This is a genomic window from Chryseobacterium vietnamense (assembly GCF_031454475.1).
GTDB lineage: Bacteria > Bacteroidota > Bacteroidia > Flavobacteriales > Weeksellaceae > Chryseobacterium > Chryseobacterium vietnamense.
Window position 1 is genome coordinate 750,100 of the sequence record NZ_JAVDQX010000001.1, and the last position, 16,060, is coordinate 766,159.

Genomic DNA, 16,060 nt, shown 5'->3' on the forward strand with positions numbered 1-16,060 from the left:
ATGATCTGGAAAGATTAACTGTTTTCCAGTAAAGTAATCTTCAAATTATAATAACCATTAAATCATGAAAACCAAATCACTCCTCTTTCTGTTCATTATGCTGTCGTTGATGGCTTTTTCCCAGACCAAAGCAAATCCTGACGATGCAGCAATCAAAAAATCACTTACTTATTTTGTCAACAGCATTCAATCCAAACAGATAGATCGTGCGGTAAGCTGCATATATCCAAAATTTTTCACGATAGTTTCAAAAGAGCAGATGACGCAGATTTTGAATATGACCTACAATAATCCATTCATGAAAATTGAAGTACAGGATCTGAAGTTTGGAAATATTGAAAAACCTGAACTCATTACCGGGGAATATTTTTCTATTACCCATTATTTTTTGAAGCTGAAATGTAATGTCAGTTCATTAAACGATGACATGAAAAAGAAAATGAACAGTGCTTTAACAGCTAAATATGGTGCAAATAATGTGAAATATCTGGCCAATGAAGGTTCGTATCTCATCAATGCCAATATGAAAGCCTGTGCGGTTTCAAAAAATAAAAAGGCATGGAAGTTCGTAATTCTTGAAAAGGAATATAAAAAAGAACTGGTAAAAATCTTACCTAAGAAAATTCTGGACAAATTCTAAAAGAGTAAGTAATAATTTTTCATAGAATAATACCGTCGTGAAAAGTCGGTTTTTGTTTCCTCAAAATACCGTAGAAATACGGATTTCGGCAAGGCTTTATTAATTCTATCTTTATCATGCACTTAAAAGAACAAATAAAAGAATATGTTTGACCTGAATTACGATCAGATAAAGAAGGAAATAGAATCCGAAGTTTGCCAGGAACACGGTATGCATCCGGAGTTTGTAAAAACAGAAGAAGGTTTTGGAATAAAAGCCTGCTGTGAACCTTTCAGGGAAGATCTCGTTGAAAAATCAGGAAAGATGATTGAAGAAGAAACAAAAAAGATCCTCGAAGAAATGATGAAGGATCTGTTTAAAGAATAAGTTTTTACGATGTTAAGATAACTTTGTTATCGGAAGCTGCTCCGGATGGAGTGGCTTTTTTATTGGAAGTAATGAATGTTATTTTTGGAGATGTAATAATTGGGGGAGAATTGTAAACAAAAAACCGCCCCAAACAGGGCGGTTTTTTCAGTAAAAATAAATTGAAAGTTATATGTTCTGTTATCTTTTCTTCATACTCGTTCCGGCTAAGGAACTGATGAATACAAGGCCAAACCCGATATAAGCGGCAAATGCCGTCAGGTATATAATTAAGCTGTTAAAGCTTGGTTTTAAGGCGTATACCAACACTGAAAATGCAGCAAAACTTAACACCAGCAATAGGCTCCATACATTCAATTTTGCAGCATCTTCATTTCTCTTAAAAATCATTTCAAAAAAGGCTCTCATCATTACTAACATTTTAAGGGTTATACATTAATTAATAGAATAAAGGCGCACTCATCACGGTAAAAAGAATAAATTCCTTTACTGGGCTAAGGTTCACGATGACTTTGCCATTTATTTATATCATAACACCGGGCTGAAAGTCCGGGATATTTTTGTTCTTTTTGAATCAATAAAGATTCCTGTTATTGTGATACCAGTCAGATACGGGGTGCAAAAGTGCAGTGAAAAACTAACGGGGGTTAATTAATCACGAACCCGTATCTTTTACGGCATCGTAGAAAAAAAAGGATTCATATACTAGATATGAACTTGAATCAGTGGAAAAACTGAAAATCCACAGAAAACCTTTTTTCTCATCCTTAGTGTTTTTTTAATTTTTTCTCGAGAAATAACATGCTAATATCATGCCAAAGTCCGGAATTTGCGATTAACACTTTGTTTCACGGGATTGATGAGATCAGTGGTGATGCGTTTTTTCTTCTGTTATTTCCTTAAACAAAGAAAAATTTTCTGTTTTTAAGGGTGAGTTGTTCTAAACAAAGAAAATATTACGGTGCAATTATTTTTTATATATTTAAAATACTTTAAAATTACTTAGAACGTGCATCGGGAAAGTTTAAAAGACAGCATCAATATCTGTATAACCAATCTTTTAGGGTTGGCGAAAATTAATTGTTGGAATAGTATTTCGCCCAACTTGTTTTTCATTCTGTCTGATTTTAAAGGAGTGAATTCCACTGAACATAATATGTCCCGGAATAGGGCAAATAATTCAAAAAACTTACTCACTTTAGATTCAGCAGTGGAGATTTTACAAAAAGAGTTTAATGATCTTTATGATGTTACTCTGTATATTTTTCGGGCAAATACAAAAGAAACTATATTAGAAATTCAATATTACAGAAAATCAAATTTTGATGCTGATTACTTTGCTGCAATAAAAAATGATCCTCCGAGGTTTCATTCGAAAATTGCAATGCCTGGATATGCATTAGAAGGAGAGAAATTTGATGTCAATTGGGAATCTGGAGGTGGGATACATCATGTTTGGAGAAACTTTTTGTGGAGAAATTTTTTGTGTAAACGTAAAATTAAAAATCTCAAAGGATAATTTTGTAGGATATATTTTATTAATGGCATCATCATGTTTAATTTTAAAACACAAATGCCACAAATATCTCGCACAAAGTTCACAAATAGAATCGTAGCAATCAATTTATCAAAAAACAGGAACAATCATCTGTGTGAATCTGTGAAATCCGTGGTTATAAAAAATAATCACTATAAGTTTTGGCTAAAGCCCTTGGGAGATAATCATAAAAGATAAACGAGGCTCGCTTGATCTAGGCTCAGGATGATAGCCCGTTCCTATTGAATTGAAATAATGAAAAGCACCATTAAAAAACAAAAACCGCCTCTAAAGACGGTTTTTTTTATTTGTTACCAGTTTTTATCGATCATGTAAATAATCTGAGTCAAAGCGGTGGCGCCCAGTAAAAGCTCCCTTCGGTTCACCTTTTCAAAAGTATCTTCTTCCGTGTGGTGAATATCGAAATAACGTTGAGAATCCGGCATCAGCTCAGCAGCAGGAATTCCCATGTCGTGAAGAGGATAAAGGTCTGTACCTGAAAAACGCTCTTCAAAATTATAAACTCCGTAAGGAAGGAAAAGGTTTGACCAGCTTTTGATCTGGTTTCTTTTGGCATCATCCATATCCAGGGCAATTCCTCTTGGGGCAAAACCTCCGGCATCTGTTTCTATCGCAAAGAGATGTTTTTCGTTTTTCTCTTTTACTGTTTTTCCATATTGAATTCCACCTTTTACCCCGTTTTCTTCATTAGCGAAGCAGACCACCCTGATGGTATGGTTATTTGGAATAGCTAACTTTTTAAAGGTTCTTAATACTTCAATGCTTTGCACAATTCCGGCTCCGTCATCATGAGCACCTTCACCAACATCCCAGGAATCCAGATGTCCACCGACAACAATTACACTCTGATCTTTTTTACCTGTAATTTCCCCGATAACAGAGTGGGAAAGCTTTTCTCCTTTCATTCCGCAGTTGGAATTGAGTTTTGCAGTAACTTTCTGCTTTTTCAGTAAAGCTTCCAGTTCATCTGCGGTAGTACTTCCGATCGCTACTGCAGGTATTTTGGAAACCTTGTCTTCATAGCGCATTGCTCCTGTGTGAGGTACATCATCAAAAGCAGAAGACAGAGATCTTACGATGGCAAATTTTCCTCCTTTTTTAGCCGTTAAAGAAGCGGCTGTTGTTCTGTATTTTGCAGCGTCACCATAGGCTTTGAAAGTTTCTATAAAAGACTGGCTGAAAGCATAGTTGAAGAATACAATTTTATCTTTCACTTTTTCAGCAGGGAGTTTGTCATATTCTTCCATGGATTTTACCATGATAATTTCTCCGGAAACATCTTTTCCGCCGGTTCCTTCAGAGTTTCCAAGAGAAAGCATTTTAAGGCTTTTCCATTTTCCATTGGAAGTCTGGATGTTCAGAGATTCTTTTCCTCTTTCCCATACCGGGATCATCACTTCCTGAAGCCATACTTTATCAGCACCGGCTTCGCGAAGTTTTTGTTCTGCCCATTTTACCGATTTTTCATAGGCTTCTGATCCGCTTAAACGGTGACCTATGTTTTTTGTAAGCTCTCGCAGCTCACTATATCCTTTTCCGTTGTTCAGGATTTCTGTGGAAATTTTTCTGAACTGGATAGAATCTTCTTTAGACTGGCCAAAAGCGACCATTCCAAAAAGTAATAATGAAGTTCCTAGTATCTTTTTCATTGTTTACCAATTTTTGTCAATCATATAAATAAGTTGTGTCATTACCGCAGAACCCAGTAAAAGTTCTCTTCGGCTGACTTTTTCAAAAGTGTCTTCTTCGGTATGGTGAATATCAAAATAGCGTTGTGAATCTGGCACCAGTTCAGCTGTGGGAACTCCCATTTCGTGAAGCGGAGCAATATCGGATCCGGAATATTTACCTTCAAAATTATAAACTCCATAAGGTAAAAACAGGTTGATCCAGCTTTTGACCTGGTTTCTTTGGGTATCATCCATTTCAAGGGAAATTCCCCGCGGTGAAAAACCTGCGGCATCTGATTCTATAGCAAATATGTGCTTCTCATTGTTGTCTTTGGCAACTTTGCCATACTGTTTTCCGCCTTTCGTTCCGTTTTCTTCGTTGGCAAAGCAGACGGCGCGGATAGTATGGTTATTCCGAATTCCTAATTTTTTAAAAGTTCTTAATACCTCAATACTCTGCACAATTCCGGCTCCGTCATCATGAGCACCTTCACCAACATCCCAGGAGTCGAGGTGCCCACCAACAACAATAACGCTTTGGTCTTTTTTACCTGTGATTTCCCCAATAACAGAATGGGAAAGTTTTTCGCCTTTCATTCCGCAGTTTGAATTGAGTTTTGCTGTGACTTTCTGTTTTTTTAATAATGCTTCAAGTTCATCGGCTGATGTATTTCCAATTGTTATGGCAGGTACTTTGGAAATGTTTTCGTCATAGCGCATGCTTCCAGTATGGGGAACATCGTCTAAGGCAGAGGAAAGAGATCTGATGATGGCAAATTTTCCTCCTTTTTTAGCTGTTAATGAAGCTGTAGTCCTTCGGTAGGGGCTTGCATCGCGGTAAGAAATAAAAGTCTGCACATTTCCCTGATCAAAAGAATAGTTGAAAAACACAATTTTATCTTTCACTTTTTCAGCAGGAAGTTTGTCATATTCTTCCAGCGATTTTACCATGATGATTTCTCCGGAAACATCTTTTCCTCCTGTCCCCTCAGAGTTTCCAAGGGAAAGCATTTTTATACTTTTCCAATTTCCGGCAGAAGTTCTGATGTGTAAAGATTCTTTTCCTCTTACCCAGACCGGAATCATCACGTCCTGAAGCCATACTTTATCAGCTCCGGCATCACGAAGTTTCTGCGCTGCCCATTGTACCGATTTTTCATAGGCTTCAGATCCGCTTAAACGGTGGCCTATCGTTTTGGTAAGCTCTCTCAGTTCATTGTATCCTTTTCCGTTGTTCAGGATTTCAGTGGAAATTTTTCTGAACTGGATGGAATCTTCTTTAGACTGCCCAAAAGCAGCCAGTCCAAAAAGCAATAATGAAGTTCTTAGTATCTTTTTCATTGTTACCAGTTTTTATCAACCATAAAGATCATCTGTGTGATGGCAACCGCTCCGAGAAGAAGTTCCCGTTTATTGACTTTGTCAAAAGTATCCTGCTCAGAGTGGTGATAATCAAAATATCTCTGAGTGTCTACTACAAGTTCTGCTAAAGGAATATCCAGTTTTTTTAAAGGTGAAATATCCTGAATAGCTTCTGTCTGGTCAAAGTCATAAACGCCATACGGAAGAAAATATTCTTTCCAGGGATATACCAGTCTTCGTCTTTGAGGTGACATATCTAAAGAGAATCCTCGTGGAGAATATCCTCCGGCATCAGTTCCTAAGGCAAATACATGTTTTTCGTCTTTCTTTTTTACGTACGCTGCATACATCTCACGGCCTTGTCCTCCGTTTTCGCTGTTGGCATACAAGACGACGCGTATGGTGTGATTATTTTCATATCCAAGGGCTTTGAGCGTTCTTAGCACTTCGATACACTGCACAACTCCTGTTCCGTCATCCACTGCCCCTTCACCAATATCCCATGAATCAAGCTGGGCACCTAAAACAATTACTTTAGAATCTTTTTTGCCGCCAATTTCAGCAATAATATTGGGATTTGTAGTGTCGCCTTTAGATTCGGCGGTCATGTTGATTTTTGCTGTGACTTTTTGTTTCTTTAAGGTTTTTTCCAATTCATCTGCTGATCTTACTCCAATTGATAATGCCGGAATTTTAACTTTATCATCAGGTTCGTAATAAATCATCTTAGCATGTGGAGTATCGTCATTAGCAGTGGTGAGTGATCTTATAATTAATGCTTTTGCACCTGTTTTAGCAATTACAGAGGCGGAAATTAATTTTGATTTTGCGGTCTGCAAATAGGAATCGCTTGTATTGATAATTTTCGGGTCCATAGGAATATTTACGAAAACTATTTTGTCTTTTAGTTGTCCTATTGACATGGCATTAAGCTCTGTGGTGGAATTGATTAAAACGATTTCCCCTACCAGATCCTTTCCGCCTGTTCCCTCCGAGTTTCCAAAAGAAAGCATTCTGATGTTTTTCCAATCTCCATTTCCGGATCTGATTTGTAAAGATTCTTTTCCTCTGATCCAGACAGGTGCTTTGGCCTCCTGTCTCCAGATCATATTAATACCAATTTCCTTGAATTTTTTTTCTGCCCATTCTACAGCTTTGGTATAGCCGGGAGTTGCACTAAACCGTGGACCAATTCTTTTGGTAAGTTCCCCGAGGTTATCATAAGCAGTGCCGTTGGTCATAATTTCATCTGAAATTTTTCTGAATTCATCATGATAATTGAATCTGGCAACAGTTCCTTTTTTTGCCGGGCTTTTTTGTGGTTTTTTTTGAGAAAATAAAAATCCACTCAAAAAGAGTGGAAGTATAATGAATATTTTTTTCATTTTTTATTTACTTATCTTTTCCGTTGATAAAAGTAGGGAAAAAATAGGAATTTATTAAGGTTTCATATCGTACATTAAAAGGGCTGTAATTAATTTCGGCTCAATAAATGTACATTTTGGAGGCATACTTAATTTTAGATCTGAAATTTTAATCATATCATTAAAACTTACAGGATAAATTCCGAAACCGACCTTACCTTCTCCGTTGTCTACTTTTTCTTTTAAAAGATTGATTCCGTTAATGTTGGAAGTTCCTTTTACGTAAGAAATAAGTTCAGAGCTATCCGGATCTTCAATTTTAAGGATACTTTTGAAAATATACTTGTCTAAAAGATGGTGATCCAGATTATCCAGAGACATTTCTTTGGAACGAAGATCATGCTTTACGTGAAGAGAGTAGAATTTTCCATCCATATACATTGAGATATGGAATTTCTGAGAAGGGTAGTAGGATGCTTCTCCTTTTTCGTGAATCAGAAAATATTTATCAAGTTCTTTCAGGAAATCTGCCGGTGAAATACCATTCAGGTCATGTAAAATTCTGTTGTAGTCATGAATCTTTATTGACTGGTTGGAAACAATAAAACTGTATACAAAGTTGTAAAGCTCTGTACCATTATGTTTCTTATTTTTCTCCTTATGGTATTTTGCGTTGATTGCCGTGGAACCAATTCTGTGGTGTCCGTCAGCAATATAAAACGAATCAATCTGATCAATCACTTCTTTAAACTGCTGCAGCTTCAGACGGTTGTCTATTCTCCAGATTTTATGTCTGATACCCATAGAATCTACATGATTGAAGATAGGAACATTTTTTTCCTCATGGTTCATCAGCAATTCAATTTTTGAATTGGCAGGGTAGGTAAGAAGTACTGGTTCTGCCTGCAGGTTTACTTTTTCAAGGTAGTGGGCCAGTTTTTCCTTTTTCTGTGGAATGGTACTTTCATGTCTCTTGATTTTTCCATTCCAGAAATCTTCAATACTTGCCAATCCCAGAAGTCCTCTGAACATCTGCTTGTTGGGGTAGATCTGCTCATAAAGATAGTAGGCTGAATTGTCCTGGACCAATTTCTTTTCTTCCAGAAGTTCTTCAAATGTAGAACGGATCTTTCGCAGATTCCGGTCAATATCTTTAGATTTACTTACAACATAGGGTTTAATCATATTGATGTAAGTATTTTCAACTTGAGCTTTCTCTGCAATCTCTTCCTGGGTGAAATTATCCAGTGGATGGGTAGGGAAAGTACTCTCAAAGTCTCTATGAGGTCTTATTCCACGGAAAGGTTTAAAAACAGGCATATTTATCTTATAGTTTCTTTTTGTAGCTTAATAATTTGTTCAGCAAGTTCGATACCGATTTTTTCTTGCGCATCCACAGTATTGCCGCCTACGTGAGGGGAAAGTGATAATGCAGGGTTCATCAGTAAAGGCAGTTCCGGGTTGGGTTCGTTTTCAAAAACATCCAATGCAGCTCCGGCAACTTTTCCTGATTCTATAAAATCGATAAGGGTCACTTCATTGATGACACCTCCTCTTGCGGTATTTACAATATAGACCCCGTCTTTCATTTTTTCAAACTGAGGGGTATCTATGATATACTCATTCGTTTTCGGCGTATTGATACTGATGAAATCTGCCTCTTTAAGGAATGCATCCATATCATTGGTAGAGGTGATTTCAAAGTTCACAGACTGTCCGTCGAAAAAGTTCAGTGTAAGAACTTCTGTTTTCGGGCTTCTTGTCAGAATGGTTACTTTCATTCCTAAAGCAATTCCTATCTTTATGACTTCCTGGCCAATGCTTCCAAAGCCGATTACTCCTAATGTTTTTCCTGAAAGTTCATACGCATTACTGAATGACTTTTTCATGGCATTGAAGTGAGTTTCTCCTTCCAGAGGCATCAGTCTGTTAGATTCGTGAAGGAATCTTGCCAGTGAAATGAAGTGTCCGAAAACCAATTCTGCCACTGATTTTGAAGATGCTGTAGGGGTATTGATTATCTTGATGCCTTTACTTTTGGCATATTCTACATCAATATTGTCCATTCCGATACCGCCTCTTCCAATGATTTTAAGGCCAGGGCATGCATCAATCAGATCCTGTCTCACTTTCGTTGCACTTCTTACCAGAAGAACATCCACATTATTATCGTTGATAAAATTAATAACGTGATCCTGAGCCACTCTATTGTCCAGAATATTAATTCCGGCTTCTCTTAGGGTATTTTCTCCTGCTTTTGAAATTCCGTCGTTTGCTAAAACTTTCATGAGTATTTTATTACAGATGTTAGATTGAAGATGTCAGAAGCTAGATTTTGAGGTCTGTTATCCGACATCTGTTGTCTGATATCTTTTTATTTTTTCGGTCGCCTAATATAAGCTATTTTATTGACTTCATTACATCCACCAAAACCTGTACACTTTCGATAGGTAAAGCATTGTATAAACTAGCTCTGTACCCGCCTAAGCTTCTGTGTCCGTTTAATCCACTGATTCCTGCCGCTTTCCATGCATTGTCAAATTCTTCTTTTTTGCTTTCGTCTGTAATTTTGAAAGAAACATTCATCAATGAACGGTCTTCTTTTACGCAGAACGTTTCGAATAACGGATTGCTGTCGATTTCTTCATATAAAAGTTTTGCCTTAGCTTCGTTTCTCTGTTCTGCAGCCGCAATTCCTCCATTTCTTTCAAGATACTGAAGGGTAAGTAAAGAAGCATATACAGGGAATACCGGTGGTGTATTGTACATAGATTCTTTAGCAATATGCTGAGAGTAATCGAGGATAGAAAACATATTTTCTCTTCCTGTTTTACCAAGGATTTCTTTTTTGATAACCACTAAAGTAACTCCTGCAGGTCCCATATTCTTCTGAGCACCGGCGTAGATCAGGTCAAATTTAGAAAAATCAAGTTGTCTTGAGAAAATATCAGAACTCATATCACATACCATCAGTGTATCCACTTCCGGGAAAGATTTCATTTGAGTTCCATAAATGGTGTTGTTGGAAGTACAGTGGAAATAATCGTATTCTGCACCTACCGTATAATCTTTAGGAATAAAAGAATAGTTTTCTTCTTTTGAAGAACCTACTACCTCTACTGTTCCTACTTTTTTTGCTTCTTTAATGGCTCCGGCCGCCCAAGTTCCCGTATCCAGGTAAGCTGCTTTTCCTCCTACTTTCATCAGGTTGTAAGGAACCATTGCAAACTGCAGGCTGGCACCACCTCCTAAATAAAGTACTTCATAATCATCACCAAGATTCATCAATCTTTTTACAATGGCACGCGCTTCGTCCATTACCGCAACGAAATCCTTACTTCTGTGGGAGATTTCAAGAAGAGATAATCCAATACCGTTAAAGTCAAGGATAGCCTGTGCTGATTTTTCAAAAACCTCTTGTGGTAAAATACATGGTCCTGCGCTGAAGTTGTGCTTTTTGTTCATATTTTTATTTTTTGGGTGCTTCGGGAATTGAAATATCCTTCTGCTTTATTTTGATTTAATTGGATTTTGGGTTAAAAAAAGCCGCCTCACAGATCATGAGACGGAATTTTTTTATTCGCCGTGTAAGAATGCTTTTTTATTAAGAAGAGCTTCTTCAGATTCTACGTGATCTTCATCAGGCACACAGCAGTCTACAGGGCATACAGCTGCACACTGAGGTTCTTCGTGGAATCCTTTACATTCTGTACATTTATCTGTTACAATGAAGTATACATCATCACTTACGGGTTCCTGTGGTGAATTGGCATCTACAGTAAGTCCTGACGGCATCGTAATAGTACCTTGAAGAGCCGTACCGTCAGAAGCTTTCCAATCTACAGCTCCTTCATATATTGCATTGTTTGGGCATTCCGGTTCGCAAGCCCCACAGTTAATGCATTCATCAGTTATTTTAATAGCCATCGCTAATTTTTTTTAAATTTGCACAAAATTACAAAATTTTACCCAATTTTAAAGTAATTATGAATACCGAAAATCAAGTTTTAGGACTTATTAAATTAAGTGGTTATATAAAAGCGTTTTTAGCGAAGAAACCAGAGGATCACAATGAAGATGATTCTGATATTGAATTATTATTAAAAAGATCTGAAATAGAGAATCCATGGTTTACTATTGATAATCAGAAATTTGCTTTGCAGCAATGGACAGATCTTCTGACTGAAGAAAATATCAAAAACTGGCTTGGAAATTATTCAATCTCTAAAATTTCTAAAAGAGTTGGACTTATTTTAGCCGGAAATATCCCTTTGGTAGGATTTCATGATGTCATGTCTGTTGTTTTAAGCAATCACATTCCTGTCATTAAGCTGTCTTCAAAGGATAAGTATATGATTCCGTTTTTATTAAAGAAGTGGAATGAGTTTTCCAATGAGAATGTAGCTTTTGAATTTGTTGAAAAATTAGAGAATTTTGATGCAGTTATTGCTACCGGAAGTAATAATACGGCAAGATATCTAGAATATTATTTTAAAAATCATTTAAATATTATTCGTAAGAACAGAACTTCTGTGGCGGTGTTGAAGGGAGATGAAACGGATGAAGAACTGCAGCTTCTGGCAAAAGATATTTTCCAGTATTTTGGATTAGGATGCAGAAATGTGACGAGAATTTTCATTCCGCAGGATTTTGTTATTGACAGATTGTTTGAAAACTTTCTAGGATTCCAGGATATTATCAATCATAATAAATATGCCAACAATTATGATTATAACAGAGCCGTTTATCTTTTAAATCAGGATAAATTCTGGGATAATAATTTTGTAATGCTTAAAGAGGATGACAAACTGTTCAGTCCACTTTCTGTAATCAATTTCAGCAGATATGAATCATTGGATGATGTAAAAACTTTCATCGCTGAAAATGAGGAAAATATTCAGTGTGTCGTTGCAAAAGAAGAGGTAGGGTTTGATGCAATTCCGTTTGGAGAAGCACAAAATCCGGGGCTTGATACCTATGCAGATAATGTGGATACAATGAAATTTTTAGAACTGGTCTGATTTTCGTATCTTCCATCACTTATTTCACCAGAACAAAAATGAATACTATGAAAAAATTATTGCTGGGACTTGCTCTTGTGGGCGGACAGTTGATTTTTGCACAGAAAGTAACAGGTGCAAAGGTTGAAAGCAGTCCCAAAAAAGAGCAGCAGGCTAGTATAAGCAAGGAGAAGCTTAGTTTATATAACGATAACTTCCTTAAGTTTGTTGAGGCTTTACAGGCTTCCGACCGTACAACCATTGATGGATTACTTTCTGAAAAAGTGAAGGAAATTGTTACGGATGATGTTCTTAAAAAAGTCAAAGAGGGTATTGATCCGAATAAAAAGCTTGAAATCTTAAAAGCAGGATATTATAAAACGATGGATGGCACCAATCATCCAAGTATCAAATATAAATATGCGGGAGAGTCATCTTCGAAAGAGGCTATTACCGCTGTATTTGAGGATGATGGTAAAATTCTGGGTGTGCTGCCAGCGAAATAGATCAAATGTATTTTCGATTAACTAAAAAATATTAACTATGATGACAGATGTTTTAGTCGCTCATTCTTCGGACGTGGAGAAGGCGAATTTTTACAAGAAGACGTATTTGCATGTTGCATTATCTATTCTTGCATTTATTGGAGTTGAAACGATATTATTAAAAACTGTTCCGGCAGAGCTTATTGCAATGATGTTTGCACAGAGATATATCTGGCTGCTGATTATCGGGGTCTTCTGGCTGGCTTCTGTTTTAGCCTCCAAATGGTCACTTTCACAAAGTAAATCTACTCAGTATCTGGGATTAGGATTTTATATTTTATTGGAAGCAATTATCTTTTTGCCTCTGCTTTTTATTGCAACCAATATGACAGGTGGCTCAAACGTAATCTTCCAGGCGGCTACTTTAACGATTGCGATGTTTGCTGGTATCTCCGCAGTGGCATTCACTTCTAAAAGAGATTTTTCCTTCTTAAGAAACATCATTGTAATCGGTGGATTTATTTCCATTGGACTTATTGTGGGAGGAATGATCTTTGGTTTTAACCTTGGATTGTGGTTCTCAGTTGGAATGGTGATTTTAGCATCAGCTACCATTCTGTATCAGACAAGCAAATTAAAAGACTCTTATGGAACTAACCAATATGTAGGGGCAGCATTGCAGCTTTTTGCTTCGATTATGCTTTTATTCTGGTATATTCTAAGTATTCTGATGAGCAGAAGAAACTAATTGATCATTAGATTTTATCTTTTTAAAATATAGTCCCGGTGATTCTTCATCGGGATTTCTTTTTTTAACACAAATTGCACTAATGGTTTCACAAATAAGCACAATTTAATGATGTAAATAGGAACGAATATTTTGCAGAAACTTATGAATATCCCACAGATTTCACAGATTGACACGGATGATTGTGTATATTTATTTGTGAAGGGATATTTGTGTTACTTGTGTTTAAAAATTAAACACTAATTGCAAGAATGATTTCACGAATAACACGACTTCAATAATATCAGTAGGAACGGGAAGTAATCCTGAGCCTAGACGAAGGAAGCCCGTTTGACTTTAAATGAATCTTTTCCAATGGCTTTAGCCGAAACTTATAATAATTTTAGAAATATTTTTTAACCACGGATTTCACAGATTGACACGGATGATTGTGTATATTTATTTGTGTTATTTGTGAAGGGATATTTGTGTTACTTGTGTTTAAAAATTAAACACAAATGTCACTAATGTTTTGATGAATAAACACAATTTAATAATATCAATAGGAACGGGAAGTAATCCTGAGCCTAGACGAAGGAAGCCCGTTTGACTTTAAATAAATCTTTTCCAATGGCTTTAGCCGAAACTTATAATAATTTTAGAAATATTTTTTTAACCACGGATTTCACAGATTGACACGGATGATTGTATATATTTATTTGTGTTATTTGTGAAGGGATATTTGTGTTACTTGTGTTTAAAAATTAAACACTAATTGCAAGAATGATTTCACGAATAACACGACTTCAATAATATCAGTAGGGACGGGAAGTAATCCTGAGCCTAGACGAAGGAAGCCCGTTTGACTTTAAATAAATCTTTTCCAATGGCTTTAGCCGAAACTTATAATAATTTTAGAAATATTTTTTAACCACGGATTTCACAGATTGACACGGATGATTGTATATATTTATTTGTGAAGGGATATTTGTGTTACTTGTGTTTAAAAATTAAACACAAATGTCACTAATGTTTTGACGAATAAACACAATTTAATAATATCAATAGGAACGGGAAGTAATCCTGAGCCTAGACGAAGGAAGCCCGTTTGACTTTAAATGAATCTTTTCCAATGGCTTTAGCCGAAACTTATAATAATTTTAGAAATATTTTTTAACCACGGATTTCACAGATTGACACAGATGATTGTATATATTTATTTGTGAAATTTGTGCAAAAACATTTGTGTTATTAGTGGTTTAAACCAAAACCCAAAAAATCCTGATGAAAATATCACCCGGATTTTAATTGGTTATTCTTTACAATTTTTCATACAACTTCCAGCCTCATGTGACCGGTTACAGTCCTCTGAAGTACATTTTACAGTTGAAATAAAGATTCTAAAGAATAGAAAAAAGTATAGTAATGAGGAAAACCTCAGGTATTGTATATTGTGTTTTTTTAATCTTTTGATCAGAATAATCGCAAGATATTATTTGTCGATTGATCCTAAAACCTTCTGAGCAAAAGAGTTTAAAGCATCTTTTTCGCTCATTCCGTTCTGTACATTAGCGTGAACTTCCAAAGCTCCGCAGATGTTGGTGATTAATTCTCCTGCAACATTAAGATCTTCTTCACTTGTTCCTCTGAATTCACAGAAACTTTCCAGTACTTCCAATGTTTTTTCAAGGTTTTCAGGAGTCTGATTCTGATAAAACTGTCTGATTACGGGTAATTTCATTATGCTAATTCGTTAAAAAGGTTAATTAAACTTTCTGCCTGGTTAGATTGAACCTGGTTGACCAATTCTCCATTTTTAAAGATGGCGAAAGTAGGTAAGTTGTCTACTTTTGCTAATTTTCTGCTTTCAGGAAGCTTTTCAGCATCTACATACAAAAATGGAATAGAATCATTTTCAGATGCTAATTTTTTAAATTTCGGCTTCATGATTCTGCAGTTTCCGCACCATGTTGCGCCATATTGAACAACTACTTTTTCGTTGTCGTTAACTATATTTTGTAATGTATCTTCGGTTAATTCTGTGTACATGATTGTAATTTGAAAATTTGTTAATTTGAAATGTACTAATGCTTTGTAAAGAAGAAAATGAGATAATTTTTGATAATTCTCCAATTATCTCATTTTCAAATTAGCACATTATATTAGTTCTTCGCTAAGTATTCTGCTGTAGAAGTTCTGTCAGCTTTCATAGCGTCTTTTCCTTCTTCCCAGTTTGCAGGACATACTTCACCGTGCTTTTGTACGTGGGTGTAAGCGTCGATTAATCTTAAGAATTCTTTTACGTTTCTACCAAGAGGCATATCGTTTACCGCTTCGTGGAAGATTTTTCCAGTTTCGTCGATAAGGTAAGTTGCTCTGTAAGTTACGTTAGAACCTGTGAAAACTTCGTTTCCATCTTCATCATATTCGAAATCCTGATCAACAATTCCCAACGTGTTAGCCAATTGTCTGTGAGTATCAGCTAAAAGTGGGTAAGTTACTCCTTCAATTCCTCCGTTATCTTTTGGTGTGTTCAACCAAGCGAAGTGTACTTCGTTAGTATCACAAGATGCACCGATTACTTTAGTGTTTCTTTTTTCGAACTCACCTAAAGCCTCCTGAAAAGCGTGAAGCTCAGTTGGACATACGAAAGTGAAATCTTTAGGGTACCAGAATAAAAGAACTTTTTGCTGGTTGTTTACTGCTTCATCAAGGATGTTGATTCTTAAATCGTCACCCATCTCAGACATTGCGTCAATTGTTAAATTTGGGAATTTTTTTCCTACTAAAGACATAATTTTTCTGTTTTTATATTTAAATTTCTTATGCAAATATATAAAAGATCTGTCTATCGAACAAACTAAAATCGATAAATAAAATCTATAATT

General features: G+C 36.0%; 17 protein-coding genes. 6 read left to right on the forward strand and 11 right to left on the reverse strand.

Translation table 11 applies throughout. The annotated features are described in order from the left end of the window. Positions 1 to 64: 64 nt before the first annotated feature. Together J2786_RS03360 and J2786_RS03365 are read left to right on the forward strand one after the other, a co-directional pair. The gene (locus tag J2786_RS03360) at positions 65 to 640 is read left to right on the forward strand and encodes a hypothetical protein (protein WP_047431411.1); all 576 of its coding nucleotides are present in this window, start codon (positions 65 to 67) and stop codon (positions 638 to 640) included. Between the two features lie 144 nt (positions 641 to 784). Continuing rightward, on the forward strand, positions 785 to 1,006 hold the full coding sequence (locus tag J2786_RS03365) for a hypothetical protein (RefSeq protein ID WP_156121432.1): 222 nt from the start codon (positions 785 to 787) through the stop codon (positions 1,004 to 1,006). Between the two features lie 180 nt (positions 1,007 to 1,186). Here the strand turns inward: J2786_RS03365 and J2786_RS03370 are convergent, their stop codons facing one another. Further along, positions 1,187 to 1,417, reverse strand: coding sequence for a hypothetical protein (locus J2786_RS03370; RefSeq protein ID WP_142015312.1), 231 nt, complete (start codon positions 1,415 to 1,417; stop codon positions 1,187 to 1,189). 655 nt (positions 1,418 to 2,072) lie between these two features. Here J2786_RS03370 and J2786_RS03375 point away from each other — a divergent pair. After that, a complete protein-coding gene (locus J2786_RS03375) occupies positions 2,073 to 2,525 on the forward strand; it encodes a hypothetical protein (protein WP_156121430.1) in 453 nt (150 codons plus the stop codon). A gap of 329 nt (positions 2,526 to 2,854) precedes the next feature. On the opposite strand, the gene J2786_RS03380 is transcribed toward J2786_RS03375, so the two are convergent. From J2786_RS03380 to J2786_RS03410, 7 genes are all read right to left on the reverse strand, one after another. Further along, positions 2,855 to 4,213: a M28 family peptidase gene (locus J2786_RS03380; protein ID WP_047431402.1), complete on the reverse strand. Its 1,359-nt coding sequence runs from the start codon at positions 4,211 to 4,213 to the stop codon at positions 2,855 to 2,857. 3 nt (positions 4,214 to 4,216) lie between these two features. Continuing rightward, positions 4,217 to 5,575, reverse strand: a complete 1,359-nt coding sequence (locus J2786_RS03385; protein WP_310023978.1) for a M20/M25/M40 family metallo-hydrolase — start codon at positions 5,573 to 5,575, stop codon at positions 4,217 to 4,219. 2 nt (positions 5,576 to 5,577) lie between these two features. Continuing rightward, the gene (locus J2786_RS03390; RefSeq protein WP_047431399.1) at positions 5,578 to 6,981 is read right to left on the reverse strand and encodes a M28 family peptidase; all 1,404 of its coding nucleotides are present in this window, start codon (positions 6,979 to 6,981) and stop codon (positions 5,578 to 5,580) included. 54 nt (positions 6,982 to 7,035) lie between these two features. Further along, the gene (locus tag J2786_RS03395; protein WP_047431396.1) at positions 7,036 to 8,280 is read right to left on the reverse strand and encodes a DUF1015 domain-containing protein; all 1,245 of its coding nucleotides are present in this window, start codon (positions 8,278 to 8,280) and stop codon (positions 7,036 to 7,038) included. A 2-nt stretch (positions 8,281 to 8,282) separates the two neighbouring features. Further along, entirely contained in the window at positions 8,283 to 9,248 is a 966-nt protein-coding gene (locus tag J2786_RS03400; protein WP_047431393.1) for a D-2-hydroxyacid dehydrogenase, read from the reverse strand. 112 nt (positions 9,249 to 9,360) lie between these two features. Then, positions 9,361 to 10,425 carry a 3-phosphoserine/phosphohydroxythreonine transaminase gene (serC, locus tag J2786_RS03405; RefSeq protein ID WP_047431391.1) on the reverse strand — a complete coding sequence of 355 codons (1,065 nt, stop codon included), beginning with the start codon at positions 10,423 to 10,425 and terminating at the stop codon, positions 9,361 to 9,363. 111 nt (positions 10,426 to 10,536) lie between these two features. Continuing rightward, the gene (locus tag J2786_RS03410; RefSeq protein WP_034698512.1) at positions 10,537 to 10,887 is read right to left on the reverse strand and encodes a 4Fe-4S binding protein; all 351 of its coding nucleotides are present in this window, start codon (positions 10,885 to 10,887) and stop codon (positions 10,537 to 10,539) included. Between the two features lie 59 nt (positions 10,888 to 10,946). On the opposite strand from J2786_RS03410, the gene J2786_RS03415 reads away from it, so the two are divergent. Genes J2786_RS03415 through J2786_RS03425 form a run of 3 tightly spaced genes read left to right on the forward strand, consistent with a single transcriptional unit; the run spans position 10,947 to position 13,193 of the window. Next, the gene (locus tag J2786_RS03415; RefSeq protein ID WP_047431386.1) at positions 10,947 to 11,981 is read left to right on the forward strand and encodes an acyl-CoA reductase; all 1,035 of its coding nucleotides are present in this window, start codon (positions 10,947 to 10,949) and stop codon (positions 11,979 to 11,981) included. Positions 11,982 to 12,028: 47 nt separating this feature from the next. Beyond that, complete coding sequence (locus tag J2786_RS03420; protein ID WP_310023984.1) at positions 12,029 to 12,466, forward strand: peptidylprolyl isomerase; 438 nt, start codon at positions 12,029 to 12,031, stop codon at positions 12,464 to 12,466. A gap of 37 nt (positions 12,467 to 12,503) precedes the next feature. Then, positions 12,504 to 13,193 carry a Bax inhibitor-1/YccA family protein gene (locus tag J2786_RS03425; RefSeq protein ID WP_047431380.1) on the forward strand — a complete coding sequence of 230 codons (690 nt, stop codon included), beginning with the start codon at positions 12,504 to 12,506 and terminating at the stop codon, positions 13,191 to 13,193. Between the two features lie 1,471 nt (positions 13,194 to 14,664). Here the strand turns inward: J2786_RS03425 and J2786_RS03430 are convergent. The 3 genes from J2786_RS03430 to J2786_RS03440 all read right to left on the reverse strand — a co-directional run bounded on the left by J2786_RS03430 (position 14,665) and on the right by J2786_RS03440 (position 15,967). After that, a complete protein-coding gene (locus J2786_RS03430; RefSeq protein WP_002980002.1) occupies positions 14,665 to 14,913 on the reverse strand; it encodes a DUF6952 family protein in 249 nt (82 codons plus the stop codon). Further along, on the reverse strand, positions 14,913 to 15,221 hold the full coding sequence (locus tag J2786_RS03435; protein ID WP_034698499.1) for a thioredoxin family protein: 309 nt from the start codon (positions 15,219 to 15,221) through the stop codon (positions 14,913 to 14,915). Before J2786_RS03435 ends, J2786_RS03430 begins: the two co-directional genes overlap by 1 nt. A gap of 113 nt (positions 15,222 to 15,334) precedes the next feature. Then, positions 15,335 to 15,967 (reverse strand): peroxiredoxin, encoded by a 633-nt coding sequence (locus J2786_RS03440; protein WP_034698496.1) that lies wholly within the window; start codon positions 15,965 to 15,967, stop codon positions 15,335 to 15,337. Positions 15,968 to 16,060 lie beyond the last annotated feature (93 nt).